Here is a 23,059-nt window from a genome sequence, read left to right as displayed (position 1 = left end):
CCCCCAGGCCGACGCCTGCGGGCAAGCGAGCCGGCGCGGCCACAGGTGATTCGCCGCGCGGAACGCGTGAGCGGGCGGGCATGCGTCCCGCAGCAACGCCGCCGCCGGCGTCCGCCGCGGCGTCGGCTCCTGGCCGCACCCGCCTGTTCGATCGCACCATCATCGGCGGCCGGCGCTTCCTCGTCGGCCTTTCCGCCTCCCGCGCCCTGAGCGCCGGCGCCGGCACCTGGCTGACCGCGCTGCTCTTCGCCGCCACCGGCATCTACGGGCTGGAGCGCGGCGGTCACATGCCCGCCGCCATCGAGACGATGCGCGACGTGGGCGATGCCGGCGCCAACATCGCCGGCTTCCGCATTGCCAATGTGAATCTCTCCGGCCAGAATCACGTCACCCCGGGCGACATCCTCGCCACCGCAGGCGTGAAGCCGACCTCCTCGCTGCTCTTCCTCGATGCCGAGGGTGCGCGCATGCGGCTCGAGGAGCTCGCCTGGATCAAGCGCGCCACGGTGCAGAAGCTCTATCCCGACCGGCTCGACATCCAGGTCGTCGAGCGCGAGGGCTTCGCGCTCTGGCAGAAGGACGGCAAGATCAACGTCATCGCCCGCGATGGCACGATCATCGCCCCCTATTCCGACGACCCGCGCTACATCCGCCTGCCCATCGTGGTCGGCGACGGTGCCGAGAAGAACGTGGTCGAGATCGTCGAGGCGCTCAGCCTCGTGCCGGGCGTGCGCGACAAGGTGCGCGCCGCCATCCGCGTCGCCGACCGCCGCTGGACGCTGAAGATGCGCAACGGCATCGACGTGCGCCTGCCCGAGCACGGCCTGATCGATTCCCTGCAGCAGCTTGCCGTCCTCGACCAGGAGAAGTCCCTGCTCACCCGCGACATCACCATCGTCGATCTTCGCCTCACCGACCGCGTGTCGGTCCGCCTCTCGGACGCCGCCTATGCGGCCCGCCAGGAAGACGACAAGGTGAAGGCCAAGGCCAAGAAGGGGGGCAACACATGAGGCCCCGCGCTCCCTTCGAGATCGCCCCGAAGATGCGCCCGCTGGCGCCGCGCCGCACCGGCGTGGTCGGCGTGCTGGAGGTCGGCACCTCCAAGATCGTCTGCATGATCGCCCGGCTGAAGCCGCGTGACGCCTCGTCCAGCCTGCGCCGGCGTACCCATTCGGTGGACGTGCTCGGCGTCGGCCACACGAGCGCCCACGGCATCAAGGGCGGCACCGTCATCGACATGGAGCGCGCCGAGCACGCCATCCGCCGCGCGGTCGATGCCGCCGAGCGCATGGCGGGCGCGCAGATCGCCTCCGTCGTGGTGTCGCTGGCCGGCGGCCGGCTCTCCTCCGAGCATTTCGCCGCCGAGGTCGACCTGCCCGAGCCGGCGGTCGCCGAGGGTGACATCCGCCGCGTGCTCGACGCCGCCTCGACCTTCGCGGTCGGCCACGACCGCACCATCCTGCACGCCTTGCCGGTCGGCTATGCGATCGACGGCGTCGGCGGCATCGGCGAGCCGCGCGGCATGCTGGGGCGCCGGCTCGGCGTCGACCTGCATGTGATCACCGCCGAGGCCGCCGCGGTGCGCAACCTCTTGCTGTGCATCGAGCGCTGCCATCTCGGCGTCGAGGCGATGGTGGCCGCGCCCTATGCCGCCGCGCTCTCCACGCTTGCCGATGACGAGGCCGAGCTCGGCGTGACGCTGATCGACTTCGGCGCCGGCACCACCACCGTCGCGGTGGTCGAGAACGGCCATTGCGTTCATGTCGACGGCGTTGCGCTCGGCGGCCAGCATGTGACCAACGACGTGGCGCGCGGCCTGTCCACCCGCCTCGCCGACGCCGAGCGGCTGAAGAGCCTGCATGGCGGCGTCATGGCGATGAGCGCCGACGAGCGCGAGATGCTCACCGTCCCGGCGATCTCCGACGATCACCACGACCTGCCGCGGGCGATCCCGAAGGCGCGGCTGGTACGCATCGTCCGCCCGCGCGTGGAGGAGATCGTCGAATTGGTACGCGACCGGCTGGTCGCCTCCGGCCATGCCGCCGGCGCCGGCCGGCGCATCGTGCTCACCGGCGGTGCGGCGCAGCTCACCGGCCTCGCCGAGCTGGTCGGCAAGATACTGGGCCCGCAGGTGCGCATCGGCCGCCCGCTGGGCATCTCCAAGTTGCCGGAGGCGGCGCGCGGCGCACCTTTCGCCGTCGCCACCGGGCTTCTCGTCTACCCGCAGGTCGCCGGCCTCGAGCATTTCGAGGCCCGTCGCCGGCGGCTCTCCCATGCGGAGGGAGGGGGCTACTTCTCGCGCGTCGGACACTGGCTGAGGGAGGCCTTCTGACGTGTTCCATCCAACCCGCGCCGGCGGAACCGGCACCAAAGTGATCGTGACGGGCCTCGTGCCCGCCGGCGTTAGGGGACAATGAAATGACGATCAACCTCCAGGTACCTGACATCCGCGAGCTGCGTCCCCGGATCACCGTGTTCGGCGTCGGTGGCGCGGGCAGCAACGCAGTCAACAACATGATCACCGCCGGCCTGTCGGGCGTCGACTTCGTCGTCGCCAACACGGACGCGCAGGCGCTGACCCTGTCCAAGGCCGAGCGCATCATCCAGATGGGCGTCGCCGTGACGGAGGGCCTTGGCGCCGGCTCGCAGCCGGAAGTCGGCCGCGCCGCCGCCGAAGAGGCGCTGGACGAGATCCGCGATCACCTCGCCGGCGCGCACATGGTGTTCATCACCGCCGGCATGGGCGGTGGCACCGGCACCGGCGCCGCCCCGGTCATCGCCCGCGCCGCCCGCGAGCTCGGTATCCTGACCGTCGGCGTGGTGACCAAGCCCTTCCACTTCGAAGGCCAGCGCCGCATGCGCATCGGCGAGATGGGCATCGCCGAGCTGCAGAAGGGCGTCGACACGCTCATCGTCATCCCGAACCAGAACCTGTTCCGGGTGGCCAACGAGCGCACGACCTTCGCCGACGCCTTCGCCATGGCGGACCAGGTGCTCTATTCGGGCGTCGCCTGCATCACCGACCTGATGGTGAAGGAAGGCCTCATCAACCTCGACTTCGCCGACGTCCGCGCCGTGATGCGCGAGATGGGCAAGGCGATGATGGGCACGGGCGAGGCCTCCGGCGAGCAGCGTGCCCGGCACGCGGCGGAAGCGGCGATCGCCAATCCGCTGCTCGACGAGGTGTCGATGCGCGGCGCCCGCGGCCTGCTGATCTCGATCACCGGCGGCAAGGACCTCACCCTGTTCGAGGTGGACGAGGCGGCGACCCGCATCCGCGAGGAAGTCGATCCGGACGCCAACATCATCCTCGGCGCCACCTTCGACGAGACGCTGGAGGGCCTGATCCGCGTGTCCGTCGTCGCCACCGGCATCGACCCGGCGGTGATCCCCGAGCAGATCCCGCACAGCCTAAACGGTTTGCCGGATGTCGGCGGGCGCCGCGTCTCCAACGCCGGCCGCGCGGCGGTCGAGGCGCGCCGCGAGGCGGCTCTGCGCTCGGTCGCCTCCGCGCTCGACGAGCCGGAGTCGGCCTATGCGCCGGAGCCGAGCTTCGCCGGCCCGGCCGAGAACGACCACGTCTATGGCGGCGAGGCGGCCTATGCGCCGGCGGCCATCGATGACGTCACCATCCGCCAGCTGGCCCCCAAGCCTGCCCTCTATGCCGAGCCGGAACCGGCCCCGGTGAACGAGGCGGCCTATGAGGAGCACTCGATCGAGCCGTTCATCCCGCCGCATGCGGAGCGTCCCTCGCCGCGCATGCCGCGTGTGGACGAGCTGCCGCTGCCGGCACAGAACCAGATCCGCGCCGCCCGCGGTGAGGTGCCGGACCATCAGCACGCCGAGAAGAAGCGGATGACCTTGCTCCAGCGCCTCGCCAATGTCGGCCTCGGCCGCCATCAGGACGAGGAAGAAGCCGACCCGCCGGCCGAGATGCGCCCGATGGTGCGTCGCGCGCCGCAGGCCCAGCCCCAGGGCTACGCTCAGCCGCAGGGCTACGCCGAGCCGCGTCCGCTGGCCGATATGCGTCCTGAGCCCTCCGAGTACGCCAAGCGTCCGGCCCAGCGCCCGGGCGAGGCGCGGGTCGCGCGTCCGGCCGAGGACGACCACCTCGACATCCCGGCCTTCCTGCGCCGGCAGGGCTGAGGCCCGAGTCGCGCAACAGGGCGGAGGAGGTTCCGCCGCCCTGTTACAGACCGTATCATGCAGCGCAGCGCCCGGGTCGTGAGGCCCGGGCGCATTGCGTTGGTATTAAACGATTTTTTAGGATTTTGCGTCAGCGTAGTAACGGTAACAGACGGTAAGCAAGCGTGATTTGGCGCGGACTCACGGCGCCGTTATCTTGCCAGCCAACGATAAGCCGCCGGCACGGATCCTGTTCCGCGCTCCTTCAAATGGCGGTGGATTTTGTTGGTTATGGGGAATGGGGAAAGCGGATCGCCTCCTGCGTCCGCTTCTTGGGTCTGAATGAACGCTGTACGGCAGACCACTCTTGGCGACTGCGTGACGCTTTCCGGCGTCGGCGTGCATTCCGGCAAACGTGCGCGGTTGAGCATCGCTCCCGCCGAGGCCGACACCGGCATCGTTTTCCACCGCATCGATTCGGCCCAGTCCGTGCGCGCCTGCCGCGGCGCCGTGCGTGGCAGCGACCTCGCCACTGTGCTGCGTGATTCCAGCGGCCCGGCCGTTTCCACCGTCGAGCATCTGCTCGCCTGCTTCTCCGGCCTCGGCGTCGACAATGCGTATGTCGAGATCGACGGCCCGGAAGTGCCGATCCTCGACGGCAGCGCCGACGAGTTCGTCGCTGCCGTGGACGAGGCCGGCGTCGTCGAGACGAATCGCGCCCGCCGTTACCTGCGCGTGCTCAAGACCGTGCGGGTCGAGACCGAGACCGGCTTCGGCGAGCTTTCCCCTTATGATTTCGGCTTCCGGCTCGAGGTCGAGATCGACTTCGCCCATGCCGCCATTGGCCGCCAGCGCTTTGCTGCCACCATGTCGCCCGGTGTGTTCCGCAAGGAACTCGCCGCGGCCCGCACCTTTGGCTTCGTCAGCGATGTCGAGCGTCTCTGGCAGGCCGGCTATGCGCTCGGCGCCTCGCTCGATAACACGATCTGCCTGGGCGAGGACGGCATCGTCAACACGACGGGCCTGCGCTATTCGGACGAGTTCGTCCGCCACAAGGCTCTGGACGCGATCGGTGACCTTGCGATCGGCGGCCTGCCGCTGATGGCGCGCTACCGCTCCTATCGCGGCGGCCACAAGCTGAACTTCGCCGTGGTCGACGCGCTGCTCTCCGACCGCTCGGCCTACGAGATCGTCGAGGCGCGCATCCCCGCCCGCCGCAGCGTCTCCAGCAATGCTGGCCTGGTCACTGTCGCCGTCCCGGCCTACGCGCCGGAACTCTGAGCCGGCAATTCCCGGTTCCCCGGTCGCGTCATTCGTGCAACAGGGTGAAGGCTTCGTTACACCTGCCTTCCGCTCTTTGCCCTTGGCATCCCAAGGCGCCATAATCCGGTCGGAAAGGCGCCTTAGCGCCTGAGCAAGCATTCTGGGCGCATCATGCGCGGCGGCTAACGACCAGATCGGGATCGATTTTGTGATGCGTCTTCTCACCCTCGACCGGCGCCGTTCCGGTGACGCGACCCTGACCGCCCGCACCGGCGCCATGCGCGGCGGCTGGGCGGCTGGTGCCGTCGCGTTGCGGCTCGCCGGGCTGGTCATGCTGGGCGCCTCGCTCGGTGGCTGCGCCAGCTGGTTCGACACCAGCACCGAGGCCAAGGTCTATCCCGACGTGCCGGCCGAGCAGCGCTACAATGAGGGCCTGACCCTCATGGCGAAGGATGAATATGCCGAGGCGATCAAGCGCTTCGAGGACGTCGACCGCCAGCACCCCTATTCGGAATGGGCGCGCAAGGCGGTCCTGATGATCGCCTACATCAACTACGCGCAGGCCAATTACGACGAGAGCATCAGCGCGGCGCGGCGTTATCTGGCGCTGCACCCTGGCTCCGCCGATGCGGCCTATGCGCAGTACCTGATCGCCGCCTCCTATTTCGACCAGATCCCCGACATCTCCCGCGACCAGGCGCGCACCGAGCGAGCCATGGAAGCGCTCGACGAGGTGGTGCGCAAATTTCCCAACACGGAATATGCGGTCAGCGCCAAGAAGAAGCTCGAAGTCGCCCGCGACCAGCTCGCCGGCAAGGAAATGATGATCGGGCGCTACTATCTCGACCAGCGCAACTATGCCGGCGCGATCAACCGCTTCAAGGTAGTGGTCACGCGCTACCAGACGACCCGCCATGTCGAGGAGGCGCTCTACCGCCTGACCGAGGCCTATATGGCGCTCGGCGTGGTCGGCGAGGCGCAAACCTCGGCCGCCGTGCTCGGCTACAATTTCCCCGACAGCACCTGGTACAAGGACGCCTACAAGCTCGTGCAGTCGCGCGGCGTGAACCCGCAGATGAACGAGCAGTCCTGGATCGCCAAGGCCTTCAAGGGTTTCGGCCTCGGCTGAAGGAACGCGCGGGGGCTTGCCCCGCGCCGAACTTGTGCGAACATAAGAGGAACGCCGGGTGCGCGCCGGCCTGTGACCTGCTAGAAAGGCGCGTCTGCCGTCCCGCGGATTCGTTGTGGAGCCTCACGCATGCTGGTCGCCCTGTCGATCAGGGATATCGTGCTCATCGAGCGGCTCGACCTTTCCTTCCAGCCCGGCCTCACCGTGCTGACCGGCGAGACCGGTGCCGGCAAGTCGATCCTGCTCGACGCCTTCACGCTGGCGCTCGGCGGGCGCGGCGATGGCGCCCTGGTGCGCCAGGGCGTGGGGCAGGGGCAGGTGACGGCCGAGTTCGATCTCGCCGCCGATCATCCCGCGCGGGCCGTCCTTGCTGAAGCCGGCATCGACGATGACGGCGCGCTGGTGCTGCGCCGCGTGCAGCATGCCGACGGGCGCACCCGCGCCTTCGTCAACGACCAGTCGGTGAGCGCGCAGATGCTGCGCAATCTCGGCCGGCGGCTGGTCGAGATCCACGGCCAGCACGACGACCGGGCGCTGGTCGACCCTTCTTCGCACCGCGCCCTGCTCGACGCGTATGGCGGGCTCGTCGAGCGCGCGGAGGAAGTCGGCCTGCTCTGGCGCAGCTGGCGCGCGGCCCGCGCCGAGGCGGCCGAGGAGAAGGCACGGCTCGACGAGGCCGCGAAGGAGGCCGATTTCATCCGCCATGCGGTGGAGGAGCTGACCGCCCTTTCGCCCGAGGCGGGTGAAGAGGAGCGCCTCGCGGAGCGGCGCACGCAGATGATGCGCTTCGAGAAGATCGCCACTGACCTCACCGACGCGCAGGATGCGGTGGGTGGCGCCAACTCGCCGATCCCGGGCCTCGCCGCTGCCGTGCGCCGGCTGGAGCGGCGGGCCGGCGAGGTCGAATCGCTCGTGCGCCCGGCTGTGGAGGCGATCGACGCGGCGCTGAACGCGCTGGAACTCGCCCGCGCCCATCTCGATGCCGCGCTGCGCGAGGCAGATTTCGACCCGCGCGAGCTGGAGCGCATCGAGGAGCGGCTGTTCGCGTTGCGTGCGGCCGGGCGCAAGTTCGCTTGCAGGGTGGACGACCTGCCGGCCGTCGCCGCACGCTTTGCCGACAAGCTCGACGCGCTCGACCATGGCGCGGAGACGCTTAAGCAGCTTGAGGCTCGCGCAGCCGAGGCCGAGGTCGCCTATCGCCACGCGGCGCGCGACCTCTCGGAGAAGCGCCGCGCCACCGCGGCCGCGCTCGACGAGGCGGTGAATGCCGAGTTGCCGCCGCTCAAGCTGGAGCGGGCGCGCTTCATCACCGAGGTGCAGTCGGACGAGGCAGAGGCGCAGGCCGACGGCTATGACCGCATCGAGTTCTGGGTCCAGACCAATCCGGGCACACGCGCCGGGCCGATGATGAAGGTGGCCTCCGGCGGCGAGCTTGCCCGCTTCCTGCTGGCGCTGAAGGTGGTGCTGGCCGATCGTGGCTCGGCGCCGACGCTGGTCTTCGACGAGATCGATACCGGTGTCGGCGGCGCGGTGGCGGACGCCATCGGCGCGCGCCTCGCCCGGCTCGGCGGCCGGGTGCAGGTGGTGGCGGTGACGCATGCGCCGCAGGTGGCAGCGCGGGCCGAGAATCATTTCCGCATCGCCAAGGAGGCGGTGGCTGATCTCGACCGGGTGGCGACCCGCGTCGCCTCGCTCGCGCCCGACCATCGCCGCGAGGAGATCGCCCGGATGCTCTCCGGCGCCGAGGTGACGTCGGAAGCGCGGGCGGCGGCCGAACGGCTGCTGAAAAGCGCCGAATCCGCTAGATAGGCCGCATGAGCGCGCGCACCCCGGACATCGACGTCGAGAAGCTGACCGCCGACGAGGCGGCCAAGGAACATGCCCGCCTCGGCGACGAGATCGCCGGGCACGACCGGCGCTACTACCAGGACGACGCGCCGAGCGTCTCCGACGCGGACTACGACGCGTTGCGCCGGCGCTACGAGGCGATCGAGGCACAGTTCCCCGAGCTCAAGGGCATCGACAGCCTGTCCGAGAAGGTCGGCGCGGCGCCTTCGTCGAAATTCGCCAAGGTGCGCCACCGCGTGCCGATGCTCTCGCTCGGCAACGCCTTCGCCGACGAGGAGGTGGAGGAATTCGTCGCCCGCGTGCGGCGCTTCCTCGGGCTTTCCGCCGACGCCGAGGTCGCCTTCACCGCCGAGCCGAAGATCGATGGCCTGTCCTGCTCGCTGCGCTACGAGAACGGGCAGTTCGTGCAGGCGGCGACGCGCGGCGACGGCTTCGAGGGCGAGGACGTCACCAACAATGTGCGCACCATCGGCGAAATCCCCGAGCGGCTGAAGGGCAACGACGTGCCCGGCATCTTCGAGGTACGCGGCGAGGTCTATATGGGTCATGCCGACTTCGCCGCGATCAACGAGCGGCAATCGGCGTCAGGCAAGCCGCTCTTCGCCAATCCGCGCAACGCGGCGGCGGGCAGCCTGCGCCAGCTCGATCCGAAGATCACCGCAAGCCGGCCGCTGCGCTTCTTCGCCTATGCCTGGGGCGAGGTGGCGGATGGCGCGCTGCCTTCCGATACGCAGTTCGGCGTCATCGAGGCGTTCTCACGCTGGGGCCTGCCGACCAATCCGCTCACCGTGCTCTGCCGCTCTGCGCAGGAGTTGCTGGCGCATTACCACGCCATCGAGGAGCAGCGCGCCTCGCTCGGCTACGACATTGACGGCGTGGTCTACAAGGTCGACAGCCTCGCCTTGCAGCAGCGGCTCGGCTTCGTCTCGCGCTCGCCGCGTTGGGCGCTCGCACACAAATTCCCGGCGCAGCGCGCGATCACGCAGCTCGAGCGCATCGAGATCCAGGTCGGGCGTACCGGCGCGCTTACTCCTGTCGCCAAGCTGACGCCGATCACGGTCGGCGGCGTCGTGGTGTCCAACGCCTCGCTGCACAATGAGGACTACATCAAGGGCATTGGCGGCGATGGACTGCCGATCCGTGGCACCTTCAACGACGAGCCGGTCGATATACGCGAGGGCGACTGGGTGGTCATCCAGCGCGCCGGCGACGTCATCCCGCAAGTGGTGTCGGTGGAGCTGGAGCGCCGGCCGAAGGATGCGAAGCCCTACCAGTTTCCGACGATCTGCCCGGCCTGCGGCTCGCATGCGGTGCGCGAGGATGGCGAGGCGGTACGCCGCTGCACCGGTGGGCTCATCTGTCCGGCGCAGGCCGTGGAGCGCATCCGCCACTTCGTCTCGCGCGACGCCTTCGACATAGAGGGGCTGGGCGAGAAGCAGGTGCAAGCCTTCTTCGACTGGGGGCTGGTGAAGCAGCCGGCGGACATCTTCACGCTGGAGGCGCGCGATTCCGCGCCCGACTCGCTGACCCGCCTCAAGAATCGCGACGGCTGGGGCGAGACATCGGCCAAGAACCTGTTCGCCGCCATCGCGGCGCGGCGCAAGGTGCCGGTGAACCGCTTCCTCTATGCCCTCGGTATCCGCCATATCGGCGAGACCAACGCCAAGCGGCTGATGCGCCATTACCCGACCATCGAGGCGCTGCGCGAGGCGGCGCTCGCCGCCGAGATGCCGGGCGAGGCATACCCTAAGGGCAACGAGGCCTGGGCGGAGATGAACGCCATCGAGGGCATCGGCGCCGTGGTCGCCGAGGCGGTGGTCGACTTCTTCCACGAGCCGAACAACGAGGCGGCGCTCGACGCGCTGTTGAAGGAAGTCACGCCCGAGCCGATGGAAGCGGTGGCGGGTGGTGGCGCGGTTGCCGGCAAGACGGTGGTGTTCACCGGCGCGCTGGAGAAGATGACCCGCGACGAGGCCAAGGCCATGGCCGAGCGGCTCGGGGCCAAGGTGGCGGGCTCGGTGTCGAAGAAGACCGACTATGTCGTGGCCGGCGCCGATGCCGGCTCCAAGCTCGCCAAGGCCCGCGAGCTCGGCGTTTCGGTGCTCACCGAGGACGAGTGGCTGGAGCTGGCGGGCGCCGGCTGAGGGCGTTTACGCTATCGTGCGGACTGGCCGCGCCTCGTGCCTTCCTGTTCGATCGATATCCATTCCGCTGATCCGGAGAGAACCATGGCCAGGACCGCTCTTCTCCTCATCGACATCCAGAACGACTATTTCCCCGGCGGGAAGTACCCCTTGGTCGGCATCGAAGCGGCGGCGGATGCGGCCGCGGAGCTGCTTCGCGCGGCGCGCGAGGAGGGGCTGCCCGTCGTGCATGTGCGCCACGAGGCGGAGGAGGTCGATGCGGGCTTCTTCGGCAAGGGGACTGAGGGCGCGCACATCCACCCGGCCGTGGCGCCACGCGCCGACGAGCCTGTGGTGGTCAAGCATAATGTGAATTCCTTCCTCGACACCGGCCTTGACGAATTGCTGAAGAGCAAAGGCGTCGGCTCGCTCGTCGTCGCCGGTGCCATGAGCCATATGTGCGTCGACGCCGCCACGCGGGCCGCGCTCGATCTCGGCTACGGCGTCACGCTGGCGCATGATGCGGCGGCGACGCGCGATCTCGCCTTCAATGGAACCGAGGTGCCGGCGGCGAGCGTGCAGGCGGCGCTGATGGCGGCACTGGAATTCGCCGGGGCGACGATCCGGCCGGCAAAGGATATCGCGGGCGATTGGCCCGCCTGACAGGCAAACCCGATCCCGGATCGCGGCGATGCCGCGTCCGGGATGACGTCTTTCCAACAGAGAATATCGGACGTTTACACCCGTCCGGTGAGCATCATCACGATCAGAATCACCAAGAGGATGGTGACGAGGCCGCTCGGCCCGTAGCCCCAGCTGCGGCTATAGCCCCAGCTCGGCAGGGCGCCGACAAGAATCAGAACCAGAATGATCAGAAGAATGGTGGTCATGGCGGCGTCTCCGTCTGCCCCGTTACATCGACTGGAAGACAAACGCGGTGCCGGAACGCTGGTTCCATTGAACCGCCATCGCCAAGGCGGCTGCAAGCGGGCCTCATTCCGTATCGTCATCTTTCCGCTTGCGAAACGCGCCACATGATCATGTCCTGCATACGGTCGCTTAGCAGGCGGTTGAGCAGCAGGATCCACCAGGCTCCGCCGCCCGTGGCGTAGCGGGTGCGCGGGCGCCTTGCCGCCACGGCGCGGGCGATGGTGCGGGCGACGACATCGGGCGGCGAGCCCAGGCTTGAGGCGTCGGCCCATTCGAACATCTTGGCGTGGCGCCGCGCATAGGGCGCGTAGGCGGTGTCGCCCGAGCGGGCGAGCAGGCTCCCATGGGCGATGCCGCCCCATTCGGTGCGGATGGCGCCGGGCTCGACGACGATGACGTCGATGCCGAACGGCTTCAGCTCCATGCGCAGGCAGTCGCTGAGGCCCTCCAGCGCGAATTTCGTCGCGTGATACCAGGAACCGAAGGGTTCCCACATCTTACCGCCGATCGAGGTGATGTTGACGATCCGGCCGGATTTCTGCGCCCGCATCATCGGCAGGCAGAGCTGGATCAGCCGGGCGGCACCGAACAGGTTCACCTCGAACTGGCGGCGCGCCTCGTCAAGCGGCACATCCTCCAGCGCGCCATAGGAGCCGTAGCCGGCATTGTTGACCAGAACGTCGAGCCGCCCGGCCTCGCTTTCGATCCGGCGGATGGTGGCGATAATGGTGACATCGTCGGTGACATCGAGGGTGACAATGCGCGCGCCGGCCTCTGCCAGTGACACCATGCGCTCGACCCGCCGCGCGGCGGCGTAGACGATGTAGCCGTCACCGAGAAGTTGCCGGACCGTCGCCTCGCCGATGCCCGACGAAGCGCCCGTCACCAGCGCGATCCTGTCCATCTTTCCTGCTCCACAATCCCGGGAGCACGATCTATAAGCCTTGACCAAGGTCCATGGTCAAGGAGGCGTCCATGCTGATTTCCGAGTTCGCCCGGCAGGCGGGGCTGAGCGTCGATACGGTGCGCTTCTATATCCGCCGCGGCCTGTTCGAGCCGGACACCAACGGCAAGGGCGGGCGCAACCTCTACCAGGTGTTCACCGACGAGCATCTGCGGCAGGCGAAGATGATCCGCATGGCGCAGTCGCTCGGCATGTCGCTGAAGGAGATCGCCGTCATCGGCGAGGAGTACCGCGCGGGCGGCATCTCCACCGCACGCAGCATCGAGATCATGAGCGCGCAGCTCGAACGCCTGCAGGCGAAGCAGGCGGAGCTCGCCGCCATGTCCGCCTATCTCGCCGCCAAGCTCGCCTGGCTGAAGGCAGGCGGCGAGGGGCCGGAGCCGGATTTCGGCGACTACGTTCCCGACGCGCCGGCTATGGGATGCGGGTGAGGGGTTAGCCGACCACTCCCGCCTGCCCCCTGGATGTTCGTCATGGCCGGGCTTGGCCCGGCCATCCACGCCTTGGAGCCGGGCTCACGCGGAAAGTCGTGGATCCCCGGGCCAAGCCCGGGGATGACGGTGAGCAATGGGGAGGCGTCCTAGGCGAAGGCTCTGAGCCTCAGCCGCCGAGCGGGGCGGTCGCGGCGTCCAGCCAGGCGCGGGTCGCCGCGTCCACCAGCGGGCCGATCTCGGCATTGACGCGGGCGTGGTAGGCGTCGATCCAGGCGGTCTCGTCCGGGGTGAGCAGCGAAGGCTCGATCACCCGCCGGTCGAAGGGCGCCAGCGTCAGGGTCTCGAAGGCGAGCAGCGTGCGCTCCGCCCCCTCGACCGCCGGCCCGTCGACGACGATCTCCAGATTCTCCAGCCGGATGCCATAGGCGCCGGTCTTGTAGTAGCCGGGCTCGTTGGAGAGCACCATGCCGCGCGCCAGCGCCACCGTGCCGAGCTTGGAGATGCGCGCCGGCCCCTCATGCACGGAGAGATAGGCGCCGACGCCGTGGCCGGTGCCGTGGTCGAAATCGAGCCCGGCGGCCCAGAGGAATTGCCGCGCGAAGGGGTCGAGCTGGGCGCCGGAGGTGCCGAGCGGAAACACCGCGCGGGCGATGGCGATGTGGCCCTTCAGCACGCGGGTGAAACGGTCGCGCATCTCGGGCGTCGGCGTGCCGACGGCCAGCGTCCGGGTCACGTCGGTGGTGCCGTCCTCGTACTGTGCGCCGGAATCGATGAGGAAGAGCTCGTCCATGCCGACGCGCCGGTTGGTCGCCTCGGTCACGCGGTAATGCACGATGGCGCCGTTCGGGCCGGCGCCGGAGATGCTGGGGAAGGAGACGTCCTTCAGCGCACCGGTCTCGCGGCGGAAGGTCTCCAGCGCGCAGACGACGTCGATCTCGGTGAGGCCGCCCTTCGGCGCCTCGGCGTCGAACCAGCGGAGGAAGCGGGCGAGGGCGGCGCCGTCGCGCACATGGGCGCTGCGCATGCCGGCGAGCTCGGCCTCGTTCTTGGAGGCCTGCATCAGGGCCACCGGGCTCGGCCCGGACGAGACCTTGCCGCCCGCCGCCTCGATGCGCGCGGCGAGAATGGCAGGGGCCGTCGCCTTGTCGAGCCGCACGGTCGCGCCCTTGCCGGCGACCAGCTCGACCCCGCGCTCAAGCAGCGTCGGGTCGGCGATCTCGGCGATGGCGGACAGCGCGTCGCGCGTGGCGTTGGAGAGCTTGCGTCCGTCGACGAACAGCGTCGGCCGGCCTTCCTTCGGCACGATGGCCCAGGACAGCGGCAGCGGCGTGAAGGCGACGTCGCCGCCGCGTATGTTGAAGGTCCAGGCGACGCCGTGCGGATCGGAGATGACCAGCGCGTCGAGCTTCTGCTCGGCGAGCGCCTGCTGCACGCGGGCGATCTTGATCGCGGCGTCCTCGCCGGCGAGCGCCGGATCGCGCAGCACGATTGGCGCCAGCGGCTCCGCCGGGCGGTCCACCCACACCGCGTCGAGCGGGTTGCCGTCGAGCGCCACCAGCGTGCCCTCCGCCGCCGTCACGGCGCGGCGCAGCTTCTCCTCGCCGTCCACGGTGACGAGCCAGGGATCGAAGCCGAAGCGCGCGCCGGCCGGCAGGTGCTTCTCCAGCCAGCGCTCGGGCGAGGTCTCGGCGAGCGGGACGACCTCGAAGGACGCGGTATCGACCTGATCCGCTGCCTGCAGCGTGTAGCGCCCGTCGACCACGATGGCCGCTTCATCGCGCAGCACCAGGGCGACGCCGGCCGAGCCGGTGAAGCCGGTGAGCCAGGCGAGGCGCTCGGCGCTGGGGGGCACATATTCGTTCTGGTGCGCGTCCGCGCGCGGCACGATGAAGCCGTCGAGCCCGCGCCGCTCCAATTCGGCGCGCAAGAGCTTGAGCCGCGCAGTGCCGAGAGCCGGCGCGCTGGCGTCGGAGAAGGTCTGGAATTTGGCTTCGAACATCAATTCACTCAATTCGGAGGCGCGTCAGTTGCGCGAGGCGATGCCGCGCCCGGCGTCGGCCAGCGACTTGGCGCCGAAGGCGATGAACATCACGCCGACGACGCGGGTGATGGCGAGGCCATGGCGCTGGAAGAACCGGCGCACCGGCGGCAGGCCCGCGGCCCAGACGAGCAATATGTCGGCGAGAATGAAGCCGACGAAGGCGGCGGCGAGCAGCTGCGGCGCCGCGTCCCAGGACAGGCTCGAGGCGTAGCTCGCGGTCAGCGCAGTGAACATGGCGACCGAGACCGGATAGGCCTTGGGATTGGTGAGGCCGAACAGCACGCCGGTCATCAGCGGCCGGTTGGAGCCGACCGGAACCACCGCGCCCTCGCGCGACATCACCGCCTTGATGCCGAGATAGACCAGATAGAGGCCGCAGAAGATGCCGAGCAGATCGAACAGCGTCGGGCCAAGCTGATTCACGCCGATGATCGCGGCCAGCGCCAGCGCCGTCCAGGATAGGTCACCGACCAGATGCCCGCCGACGAAGCGGGCGCCGGCGGGGCGGCCATGCGCCGCAGCCAGCGAGAACAGAGCAAGGAAGGCGGGGCCGGGCGAGAGCACATAAAGCGCGCCCGCCAGGGCGGTCATCAGATAGAGGCCATTGGACATGGGGCGAGCCGGCTGGACGAATGTTCGCGATTGCGCCAGCATCGGCGCGAACGGGGATGGCGTCAATTGCTGCAGGCATGGGGGGCACCATGGTCAGCATATTGCGCGCGCTGCTCGTCGGCCTGGCGCTGTGGGCGGCGGGAGCGATGCCGGCCGCCGAGGCGCAGGCTCCGGCGGGGCCGGTGCTGCGCGTTGGCACCTTCCCGGACAACCCTCCCTGGGAGTTCCGGGAGGACGGGCATCTCGTCGGCTTCGAGGTCGACCTGATCGAGGCGATCGGCACACGGCTCGGCATGCGGATCGACTTCGTCGGCATGGCGTTCGGTGAATTGCTGCCGGCGCTGGCCGGCGACAGGATCGACGTGGCGATGTGCTCGATGAGCATCACGCCCGAGCGGCGCCGGCGCTTCGACTTCACCCAGCCCTACTACCGGACCTCGCAGGGCATGGTGGTGATGAAGAGCGCGAGGGTGCGCTCGCTCGAGGACCTCGCCGGTAAGAGAGTGGGCACCGAGGCCGGCTCCACCAACGAGCAGTGGCTGAGCGACAACCGGGCGCGCTATGGCTTCGGCCCGACCGTGCCCGTCGTCGGGCTGGAGCGCGCGCTCGAACTGCTCAGTGCCGGCGAGATCGACGCCTATTTCGGCGACTTGCCGGCGCTGCTCTATCAGCTCCTGAAGCGGCCGGAGCTCGCCGTGGTGGAGCGGCTGCCGACGGAGGACCGCTACGCCATGGCGCTGCGGCTGAACTCGCCGCTCACCGCGCGGATCGACGGCGCCCTCTCTGGACTGAAGAAGGACGGCACGCTGGCGGCGATCCACCAGCGCTGGTTCGGCATGAAGCCGGAGCCGGATTCGCCGGTGATCACGGTGCTGCCGCGGCCTTGATCCACTGTCCATATGGCCGCCACCCTCGCCAAATGGGCATGGCGATGCCATTTTGTTCTATTAAGAATCACCTGCCATGACTGCGAGCGGGCCTTTGGCCGACCCCCGGAAACAGCCGCGCGACGACGAGTTCGACATCCCCTTCGACCTGCCGGCGACCGCGCCGGCGGGTGCGCCGGCTCCTGCGCCCATTCCGGCGCCGCGTCCCGGCGGCATCGCCGCGCGGGCGCAGGCGCTGGCCAATCCCGGCCGTGGGGAGCCCTCGCGCGGGGTCTATCTCGACGGGCTGAACCCCGAGCAGCGCGAGGCGGTGGAGGCGACCGACGGCCCGGTTCTGGTGCTCGCCGGCGCCGGCACCGGCAAGACCCGCGTGCTCACCACCCGCATCGCCCACATCCTCTCGCTCGGCCTCGCCTGGCCGTCGCAGATCCTCGCCGTGACCTTCACCAACAAGGCCGCGCGGGAGATGAAGGAGCGCATCCACGCCATGGTCGGCGAGGAGGTGGAGGGCATGCCGTGGCTTGGCACCTTCCATTCCATCGGCGTGCGCATGCTGCGCCGCCATGCCGAGCTGGTCGGGCTGAAATCCGGCTTCACCATTCTCGACACCGACGACCAGATCCGGCTGCTCAAGCAATTGTTGCGGGCCGAGAACATCGACGAGAAGCGCTGGCCGGCGCGGTTGCTCGCCAACATCATCGACGGCTGGAAGAACCGGGGCCTTTCCCCTCAGCAGGTGCCGGCCGGCGAGGGCGCCGCCTTCGCCAATGGGCGCGGGCAAAAGCTCTACACCGACTACCAGGCGCGGCTGAAGGCGCTGAACGCGGTCGATTTCGGCGACCTGCTGCTCGAAGGCATCCGCCTGCTGCGCGAGAATCCGGACGTGCTGGCGGATTATCACCGCCGCTTCCGCTACATCCTCGTCGACGAGTACCAAGACACCAACGTCGCGCAATATCTTTGGCTGCGGCTCTTGGCGCAGGGCTCGCGCAACGTCTGCTGCGTCGGCGACGACGACCAGTCGATCTATGGCTGGCGCGGCGCCGAGGTGGACAACATCCTGCGCTTCGAGAGCGATTTCCCCGGCGCCAAGGTGGTGCGGCTGGAGCGCAACTACCGCTCCACCGGCCACATCCTCGGCGCCGCCGCGCACCTCATCGCCCACAACGAGGGCCGGCTCGGCAAGACACTGTTCTCGGAAGGCGAGAACGGCGAGAAGGTGACGGTCACCGGCGCCTGGGACAGCCAGGAAGAGGCCCGTGCCATCGGCGAGGAGATCGAGGCGCTGCAGCGCGAGGGCCATGCGCTGACGCAGGTGGCCATCCTCGTGCGCGCCTCGTTCCAGATGCGCGAATTCGAGGACCGCTTCGTCACGCTGGGGCTGAACTACCGCGTCATCGGCGGCCCGCGCTTCTATGAGCGCGCCGAGATCCGCGACGCGCTGGCGTACCTGCGCGTCATCGCCTCGCCGGCCGACGACCTCGCCTTCGAGCGCATCGTCAATGTGCCCAAGCGCGGGCTCGGCGACGCCGCGCTGCGGCAGATCCACGACCATGCCCGCGCGGCGCAATTGCCGCTGATCGAGGCCGCGCGCGAGCTGGTCGGCTCGGAAGAGCTGAAGCCCAAGGTGCGGCTCACCTTGCGCGACCTCGTTGCCTCCTTCGACCGCTGGCGCGAGCAGATGGCGACGCTCCCCCATCACGAGCTGGCCGAGATCGTGCTGGACGAGAGCGGCTACACCGAGATGTGGCAGAAGGACCGCTCGGCCGATGCCGCCGGCCGTCTGGAGAACCTGAAGGAACTCGTGCGCTCCATGGAGCCGTTCGAGAACCTGATCGGTTTCCTCGAGCACATCTCGCTGGTGATGGACGTCGACAGCGGCAATGGCGGCGACGCCGTCAACATCATGACGCTGCACTCCGCCAAGGGGCTGGAATTCGACACCGTCTTCCTGCCCGGCTGGGAGGAGGGCGTGTTCCCCAACCAGCGCGCGCTCGACGAGCAGGGCCGCGCCGGGCTGGAGGAGGAGCGCCGCCTCGCTTATGTCGGCATCACCCGCGCGCGGCGCCGGGCCAAGGTGTTCTTCGCCTCCAACCGGCGCATCCACGGCCTCTGGCAGTCCGCCGTGCCGAGCCGCTTCCTCGACGAGCTGTCGGAGAAGGACGTCGAGGTGACGGAATCGCGTGGCGGTTCCGGCTGGGGCGGCGGGCAGGGCGGCGGCTATGCCGGCCGCTACGGCTATGGGCCGAGCCGCTTCGACCAGGCGGAGACGTTTGGATCAAGCTATTCGACGCCCGGCTGGCAGCGGGCGCAGAACGCCGCCAAATCTGGCTCCGGCTTCTCGGAAGGCCGCTCGCGCTATGCCGCGAGCGAGAGCGCGCGCGGCGGGCGGATCATCGAGGGCGAACTGATCGCCAAGTCGACCGGCGCCCCCTCGCGCTTCGCCATAGGCGACCGGGTGTTCCACCAGAAGTTCGGCTATGGCGAGGTGTCCTCGGTCGAGGGCAACAAGCTCACCGTCCAGTTCGACAAGGCCGGCGAGAAGAAGGTGGTCGACAGCTTCGTCGACGCCGCGTGAGCGGCACCGTGCTATAGTTTTCCGGCATCCGGCTTTCCCGAAGGAGGGACGCATGAGCACGCATGTGACCCGTACCCGCACCGGCGACACGGCGCCGGCGACGGATTATGATACCGACTTCCATGCCTGGGCCATGGAGCAGGCGAAGCGCATCCGCGAGGGGGCCTTCGAGGCGTTGGACCGCGAGAACGTCGCCGAGGAGATCGAGAGCTTGGGGCGCGAGCAGTTCAGCAAGCTGAGAAGCGCGTACCGCGTGCTGCTGATGCACATGCTCAAATGGGACCATCAGCCGGAGAAGCGCACGCGGAGCTGGCTCCTTACGATCGTCCAGCAGCGTCAGAAGGTCGAGGACGTCATCACCGATAGCCCGTCGCTGAAAAGCCGTCGCGAGGAAGCGACTGCCTCCGCCTATCGCGGGGCGCGCAAGGAGGCCGCTGCCGAGACTGGCATCCCGCTGCGGACCTTCCCCGAGACCAATCCCTATCCGCTCGACGAGATCATGGAGCGCGCCTTCGATCTGTGAGGGCGCTCTCTGGCCTTCTCCCTCGTCCTCGCCTACACAGCCGGCGTTTCATCCGCCGCGCGAGGAGCGCCCATGCTCGAAGGACTGCCGCCCAATGGCGCCACCCATGTGATGCGGGTGGAGGCGCCCGAGCGCGAGGCGCGGGCCATCTCCGACATCATCTCCGAGAGCTTCGACCCCGCGGACGTGGCGACTGCCGCTTTCGAGAGGGAAGACCTCGCCGAGGGGGCTCCCTGGGCGGTGGAGGCCTATTTCGCCGAGGCGCCGGACGAGGACAGCCTGCGCGACTTGATCGCCCTCGTCGCGCCGGAGCATGCCGCGGCGGTCACGTTCCTCACCCTCGACAAGAAGGACTGGGTCGCGGCCTCGCTGGAGGGGCTGGCGCCGGTGAATATCGGCCGCTTCGTCGTCCACGGCTCGCATGACCGCGGCAAGCTGGCGCCGAGCCGCATCGGCATCGAGATCGAGGCGGCGCTCGCCTTCGGTACCGGCCATCACGGCACCACCAAGGGCTGCCTGGAGGCCATCGCCGCCTATGGCAACAGGCGCCGCCCGGCGCGCACGCTCGACGTCGGCACCGGCACCGGCGTGCTCGCCATGGCGGCGGCGCGGCTGTTCCACGCGCCGGTGGTGGCTAGCGACATCGACCGGGTGGCGGTGGCGACCGCGCGTGCCAATGCGAGGGCCAACCGGGCCGCACAGCACATCCATTTCCTGCATGCGCCGGGTCTCGGCGCCGGCATCTTCCACCGGCAGGGGCCTTACGACCTGATCCTCGCCAACATCCTGCTGCCGCCGCTCAAGGCGATCGCCAAGCCGCTGCGCCGGCTGCTGGCGCCGGGCGGCAGGGTCGTGCTGTCGGGATTGCTGCCCTCGCACGCCAATGCGGCGCTCGCCGCCTATCGCGCGCAGGGGCTGCACCTCGTGCGGCGGCGGACCATCGAAGGCTGGACGACGCTCGAACTCTCGGCCGACTCCGGCCGACCGAGGCAGTGACTAGCGTCAGTCGCGCGCGAACAGTTCCAGCATGTTCGGCGACTGCGGGAATTTCGCGATGTGGGAGTAGCGGGCGAGCTCGCGCTGCGCCTGAGCGGCACGGACCGCGATCAGCCGGTCGAGGAACCGACCGAAGATGCCCTTGGCGGGGGTGTCATGCGCCGGGATGGTCGCGGTGGCGGCAGCGTCGGCGGTGATGGCCAAAGAGGCGGGGGCCATGAGGTGTCTCCTTGCTGGAGCGGAAGTTTATGCTTCGCAGCATAATCATTCCGCACCGCACAAGAAGACATGCAAGCTCATGGCTGGCCTGCATCTTCCGCAAGCCGGGGGCGACGTCGAAGGCGTCGCCGGCTCAGATCAGCCGGATCGGCATGTTGATCGGCCGGCCGAGCCCGTCCGGGATCGGCAGGGCGCCGTGCGCCGCCTTCATCAGCGCGAGCCGCTCCAGCACCTCGTCCGGGAACGGCACCACGCGCCGCGCGCCGGATTCGACATGCTGGGCAATCTGCTCGCAGGTCGCCGCCGTCCAGCCCTCGCGGGCGTGGTGCAGCTCCTGGAACAGATGCATGCGCTTGTCGTCATAGTTGATGAGGCGCAGCGTCACCCGCACCTCCTGGCCTGCGCGCAGCTCGCGCAGGAAACGCTGATGCGCCTCGGTCGTGAAGAACGAGGCGGGGCGGCTCTCGATCCGGTGCGGACCGAGACCCACGAGGAATACCGCCTCCTCGACCGCGCGGTCGAACAGGAGGCTGTAATAGGCTCCGTGCAGTTGCCCGTTGTGATCCACCCAGCTCGGCTCGACCGTCATCACGGACGAAACGAAGGGCGCGAAGAACACGGGTTCGAAGTCGATCCCGTCTAGCATGACACCATCCCGACGCCGAGCGCGAGGTCCGCGCTGCCTTATTGACAAGCATTGTGCCGACTTTCCGTGCAGTCGTCACCTGTCGTGATGGCGATTGAATGACTGAAATCTTGCGATCCGAGGGTTTCGTCGGGCTTTTTGCGCGGCGGCCCGCCGAGCACGGGGGTCGCGGCGGGCGGCGATAAGGTATATGCGGTGGGCGGAAAAGCGCAGAACCGCAGTGCAGGAGAGGAGGGCGACATGGCCGAGCTGGTGGAGGAGCGTCCCGCGACGGCGGCGATGAGCGAAGCTGTCCGGGAAGTAATCGCCAGTCTTTCCAGCCATTTCGGCGACAGGCTGTCGACCGGCCGGGCCATTCGCGAGCAACACGCCAACACTATCACCTGGCTCGCCAACGAGGCGCCCGACGCCGTGGTCTTCGTCGAGAGCACGCAAGAGGTTCAAATTGTCGTGCGCGCCTGCGCGAAGCACGGCGTGCCGGTGATCGCCTACGGCACCGGCTCCTCGCTGGAAGGGCAGATCAACGCGCCGCAGGGCGGCATCTCCATCGACCTCTCGCGCATGAACCGGGTGCTCTCGGTGCACCCGGAAGATCTCGACTGCGTGGTCGAGCCGGGCGTCACCCGCAAGCAGCTCAACGAGCACCTGCGCGACGCCGGCCTGTTCTTCCCCATCGATCCGGGCGCGGACGCCTCGCTCGGCGGCATGGCGTCGACCCGCGCCTCCGGCACCAATGCGGTGCGCTACGGCACGATGAAGGACAACGTGGTCGCGCTGACCGCCGTGCTGGCCAATGGCGAAGTCATCACCACCGCGCGCCGGGCCAAGAAGTCCTCGGCCGGCTATGACCTCACGCGGCTGTTCGTCGGCGCCGAGGGCACGCTCGGCATCATCACCAACCTGACGCTGAAGCTCGCCGGCATCCCCGAGGCGATCTCGGCCGGCGTGTGCGCCTTCCCGACGATCCGCGACGCTTGCGACGCGGTGATCCTCACCATCCAGTCCGGCCTGCCGGTCGCCCGCATCGAGCTGCTGGACGAGGTGCAGGTGCGCGCCTGCAACGCTTATTCGAAGCTCGACCTCGCCGAGCAGCCCACGCTCTTCGTCGAGTTCCACGGCACCGAGGCGAGCGTGCACGAGCAGGCCGAGCGCTTCGGCGAGATCGCCAAGGAATATGGCGGCGGCGACTTCGCCTGGGCGACGCGCCCCGAGGACCGCACCAAGCTCTGGCAGGCGCGGCACGATGCCTATTGGGCCTGCCTGCCGCTGAAGCCCGGCGCCAAGGCGCTGGCGACCGACGTCTGCGTGCCGCTGTCGCGCCTCGCCGACTGCGTCGACGAGACCAAGCACGACATCGAGGAGATGGGCATGCTGGCGCCCATCGTCGGCCATGTCGGCGACGGCAATTTCCACACCGTCACGCTGGTCGACATGGACGACCCGCACGACGTCGCCAAGGCCAAGGACTTCATCTCCCGCATGGTCGAGCGCGCGCTCGCCATGGGCGGCACGGCGACCGGCGAGCACGGCGTCGGCCAGGGCAAGCGCAAATATATGGAGGCCGAGCACGGCACGGCGACGCTCGACGCGATGCGGGCGGTCAAGCTGGCGCTCGATCCGCAGGGCATCATGAATCCGGGCAAGATCCTGCCCTGAGCGGCTTCGGAGCCTCGCGCGGCCGTCGGGCGCAGGGCGCGGCGCATTTCGCGCTTGGCGCAAGCCCATGGGGAATGCGAAAAAT

At 69.0% G+C, this 23,059-nt stretch carries 20 protein-coding genes; 14 read left to right on the top strand and 6 right to left on the bottom strand.

The genetic code is table 11. From position 1 onward, the window contains the following. The first annotated feature begins 80 nt into the window (after positions 1-80). The 8 genes from SNOV_RS15570 to SNOV_RS15535 all read left to right on the top strand — a co-directional run bounded on the left by SNOV_RS15570 (position 81) and on the right by SNOV_RS15535 (position 11,151). Entirely contained in the window at positions 81-1,010 is a 930-nt protein-coding gene (locus SNOV_RS15570) for a cell division protein FtsQ/DivIB (protein WP_013167917.1), read from the top strand. After that, on the top strand, positions 1,007-2,332 hold the full coding sequence (gene ftsA, locus SNOV_RS15565; protein ID WP_013167916.1) for a cell division protein FtsA: 1,326 nt from the start codon (positions 1,007-1,009) through the stop codon (positions 2,330-2,332). Before SNOV_RS15570 ends, ftsA begins: the two co-directional genes overlap by 4 nt. A gap of 86 nt (positions 2,333-2,418) precedes the next feature. Beyond that, positions 2,419-4,146, top strand: a complete 1,728-nt coding sequence (ftsZ, locus tag SNOV_RS15560) for a cell division protein FtsZ (protein WP_013167915.1) — start codon at positions 2,419-2,421, stop codon at positions 4,144-4,146. A 321-nt stretch (positions 4,147-4,467) separates the two neighbouring features. Continuing rightward, positions 4,468-5,406: a UDP-3-O-acyl-N-acetylglucosamine deacetylase gene (lpxC, locus tag SNOV_RS15555; RefSeq protein ID WP_013167914.1), complete on the top strand. Its 939-nt coding sequence runs from the start codon at positions 4,468-4,470 to the stop codon at positions 5,404-5,406. Between the two features lie 259 nt (positions 5,407-5,665). Continuing rightward, positions 5,666-6,517: an outer membrane protein assembly factor BamD gene (locus tag SNOV_RS15550; RefSeq protein WP_187291152.1), complete on the top strand. Its 852-nt coding sequence runs from the start codon at positions 5,666-5,668 to the stop codon at positions 6,515-6,517. A gap of 129 nt (positions 6,518-6,646) precedes the next feature. Further along, positions 6,647-8,326 (top strand): DNA repair protein RecN, encoded by a 1,680-nt coding sequence (gene recN / locus SNOV_RS15545; RefSeq protein WP_013167912.1) that lies wholly within the window; start codon positions 6,647-6,649, stop codon positions 8,324-8,326. Between the two features lie 5 nt (positions 8,327-8,331). After that, on the top strand, positions 8,332-10,509 hold the full coding sequence (gene ligA, locus SNOV_RS15540; protein ID WP_013167911.1) for an NAD-dependent DNA ligase LigA: 2,178 nt from the start codon (positions 8,332-8,334) through the stop codon (positions 10,507-10,509). A gap of 84 nt (positions 10,510-10,593) precedes the next feature. Next, positions 10,594-11,151 carry a cysteine hydrolase family protein gene (locus SNOV_RS15535; RefSeq protein WP_013167910.1) on the top strand — a complete coding sequence of 186 codons (558 nt, stop codon included), beginning with the start codon at positions 10,594-10,596 and terminating at the stop codon, positions 11,149-11,151. A gap of 74 nt (positions 11,152-11,225) precedes the next feature. Here the strand turns inward: SNOV_RS15535 and SNOV_RS23145 are convergent, their stop codons facing one another. Further along, positions 11,226-11,378, bottom strand: coding sequence for a DUF3309 domain-containing protein (locus SNOV_RS23145; protein WP_013167909.1), 153 nt, complete (start codon positions 11,376-11,378; stop codon positions 11,226-11,228). Positions 11,379-11,494: 116 nt separating this feature from the next. Next, positions 11,495-12,322: an oxidoreductase gene (locus SNOV_RS15525; protein ID WP_013167908.1), complete on the bottom strand. Its 828-nt coding sequence runs from the start codon at positions 12,320-12,322 to the stop codon at positions 11,495-11,497. Positions 12,323-12,393: 71 nt separating this feature from the next. Here SNOV_RS15525 and SNOV_RS15520 point away from each other — a divergent pair, with 71 nt between their 5' ends. Next, positions 12,394-12,813, top strand: a complete 420-nt coding sequence (locus SNOV_RS15520; protein ID WP_013167907.1) for a MerR family transcriptional regulator — start codon at positions 12,394-12,396, stop codon at positions 12,811-12,813. Positions 12,814-12,982: 169 nt separating this feature from the next. On the opposite strand, the gene SNOV_RS15515 is transcribed toward SNOV_RS15520, so the two are convergent. Continuing rightward, positions 12,983-14,815, bottom strand: coding sequence for an aminopeptidase P family protein (locus SNOV_RS15515; RefSeq protein ID WP_013167906.1), 1,833 nt, complete (start codon positions 14,813-14,815; stop codon positions 12,983-12,985). 24 nt (positions 14,816-14,839) lie between these two features. Then, the gene (locus SNOV_RS15510; RefSeq protein WP_013167905.1) at positions 14,840-15,469 is read right to left on the bottom strand and encodes a LysE family translocator; all 630 of its coding nucleotides are present in this window, start codon (positions 15,467-15,469) and stop codon (positions 14,840-14,842) included. Positions 15,470-15,558: 89 nt separating this feature from the next. On the opposite strand from SNOV_RS15510, the gene SNOV_RS15505 reads away from it, so the two are divergent. From SNOV_RS15505 to SNOV_RS15490, 4 genes are all read left to right on the top strand, one after another. Next, complete coding sequence (locus tag SNOV_RS15505; protein WP_013167904.1) at positions 15,559-16,356, top strand: ABC transporter substrate-binding protein; 798 nt, start codon at positions 15,559-15,561, stop codon at positions 16,354-16,356. A 76-nt stretch (positions 16,357-16,432) separates the two neighbouring features. Then, the gene (locus SNOV_RS15500; protein WP_013167903.1) at positions 16,433-18,934 is read left to right on the top strand and encodes an ATP-dependent helicase; all 2,502 of its coding nucleotides are present in this window, start codon (positions 16,433-16,435) and stop codon (positions 18,932-18,934) included. Positions 18,935-18,986: 52 nt separating this feature from the next. Beyond that, complete coding sequence (locus tag SNOV_RS15495; RefSeq protein WP_013167902.1) at positions 18,987-19,457, top strand: DUF29 domain-containing protein; 471 nt, start codon at positions 18,987-18,989, stop codon at positions 19,455-19,457. A 72-nt stretch (positions 19,458-19,529) separates the two neighbouring features. Further along, complete coding sequence (locus SNOV_RS15490) at positions 19,530-20,453, top strand: 50S ribosomal protein L11 methyltransferase (protein ID WP_013167901.1); 924 nt, start codon at positions 19,530-19,532, stop codon at positions 20,451-20,453. Positions 20,454-20,459: 6 nt separating this feature from the next. On the opposite strand, the gene SNOV_RS15485 is transcribed toward SNOV_RS15490, so the two are convergent. Together SNOV_RS15485 and SNOV_RS15480 are read right to left on the bottom strand one after the other, a co-directional pair. Then, on the bottom strand, positions 20,460-20,672 hold the full coding sequence (locus SNOV_RS15485; RefSeq protein ID WP_013167900.1) for a hypothetical protein: 213 nt from the start codon (positions 20,670-20,672) through the stop codon (positions 20,460-20,462). Positions 20,673-20,805: 133 nt separating this feature from the next. Beyond that, positions 20,806-21,318: a thioesterase family protein gene (locus SNOV_RS15480; RefSeq protein ID WP_013167899.1), complete on the bottom strand. Its 513-nt coding sequence runs from the start codon at positions 21,316-21,318 to the stop codon at positions 20,806-20,808. Between the two features lie 240 nt (positions 21,319-21,558). Between SNOV_RS15480 and SNOV_RS15475 the strand changes: the two genes are divergently transcribed. Next, positions 21,559-22,974: an FAD-binding oxidoreductase gene (locus tag SNOV_RS15475; RefSeq protein WP_013167898.1), complete on the top strand. Its 1,416-nt coding sequence runs from the start codon at positions 21,559-21,561 to the stop codon at positions 22,972-22,974. The last annotated feature ends 85 nt before the right edge of the window (positions 22,975-23,059 follow it).

Origin of the sequence: Ancylobacter novellus DSM 506, from assembly GCF_000092925.1 — a bacterium.
Classification (GTDB): domain Bacteria; phylum Pseudomonadota; class Alphaproteobacteria; order Rhizobiales; family Xanthobacteraceae; genus Ancylobacter; species Ancylobacter novellus.
The sequence above is the reverse complement of the archived record's forward strand: the minus strand, read 5'-3'. Positions and strand labels throughout refer to the sequence as shown.

Coding starts and splice junctions, on each gene's coding strand:
- SNOV_RS15570 (WP_013167917.1), top strand. CDS start 81: ATGCGTCCCGCAGCAACGCCGCCGCCGGCGTCCGCCGCGGCGTCGGCT.
- ftsA (WP_013167916.1), top strand. CDS start 1,007: ATGAGGCCCCGCGCTCCCTTCGAGATCGCCCCGAAGATGCGCCCGCTG.
- ftsZ (WP_013167915.1), top strand. CDS start 2,419: ATGACGATCAACCTCCAGGTACCTGACATCCGCGAGCTGCGTCCCCGG.
- lpxC (WP_013167914.1), top strand. CDS start 4,468: ATGAACGCTGTACGGCAGACCACTCTTGGCGACTGCGTGACGCTTTCC.
- SNOV_RS15550 (WP_187291152.1), top strand. CDS start 5,666: ATGCGCGGCGGCTGGGCGGCTGGTGCCGTCGCGTTGCGGCTCGCCGGG.
- recN (WP_013167912.1), top strand. CDS start 6,647: ATGCTGGTCGCCCTGTCGATCAGGGATATCGTGCTCATCGAGCGGCTC.
- ligA (WP_013167911.1), top strand. CDS start 8,332: ATGAGCGCGCGCACCCCGGACATCGACGTCGAGAAGCTGACCGCCGAC.
- SNOV_RS15535 (WP_013167910.1), top strand. CDS start 10,594: ATGGCCAGGACCGCTCTTCTCCTCATCGACATCCAGAACGACTATTTC.
- SNOV_RS23145 (WP_013167909.1), bottom strand. CDS start 11,378: ATGACCACCATTCTTCTGATCATTCTGGTTCTGATTCTTGTCGGCGCC.
- SNOV_RS15525 (WP_013167908.1), bottom strand. CDS start 12,322: ATGGACAGGATCGCGCTGGTGACGGGCGCTTCGTCGGGCATCGGCGAG.
- SNOV_RS15520 (WP_013167907.1), top strand. CDS start 12,394: ATGCTGATTTCCGAGTTCGCCCGGCAGGCGGGGCTGAGCGTCGATACG.
- SNOV_RS15515 (WP_013167906.1), bottom strand. CDS start 14,815: ATGTTCGAAGCCAAATTCCAGACCTTCTCCGACGCCAGCGCGCCGGCT.
- SNOV_RS15510 (WP_013167905.1), bottom strand. CDS start 15,469: ATGTCCAATGGCCTCTATCTGATGACCGCCCTGGCGGGCGCGCTTTAT.
- SNOV_RS15505 (WP_013167904.1), top strand. CDS start 15,559: ATGGTCAGCATATTGCGCGCGCTGCTCGTCGGCCTGGCGCTGTGGGCG.
- SNOV_RS15500 (WP_013167903.1), top strand. CDS start 16,433: ATGACTGCGAGCGGGCCTTTGGCCGACCCCCGGAAACAGCCGCGCGAC.
- SNOV_RS15495 (WP_013167902.1), top strand. CDS start 18,987: ATGAGCACGCATGTGACCCGTACCCGCACCGGCGACACGGCGCCGGCG.
- SNOV_RS15490 (WP_013167901.1), top strand. CDS start 19,530: ATGCTCGAAGGACTGCCGCCCAATGGCGCCACCCATGTGATGCGGGTG.
- SNOV_RS15485 (WP_013167900.1), bottom strand. CDS start 20,672: ATGGCCCCCGCCTCTTTGGCCATCACCGCCGACGCTGCCGCCACCGCG.
- SNOV_RS15480 (WP_013167899.1), bottom strand. CDS start 21,318: ATGCTAGACGGGATCGACTTCGAACCCGTGTTCTTCGCGCCCTTCGTT.
- SNOV_RS15475 (WP_013167898.1), top strand. CDS start 21,559: ATGGCCGAGCTGGTGGAGGAGCGTCCCGCGACGGCGGCGATGAGCGAA.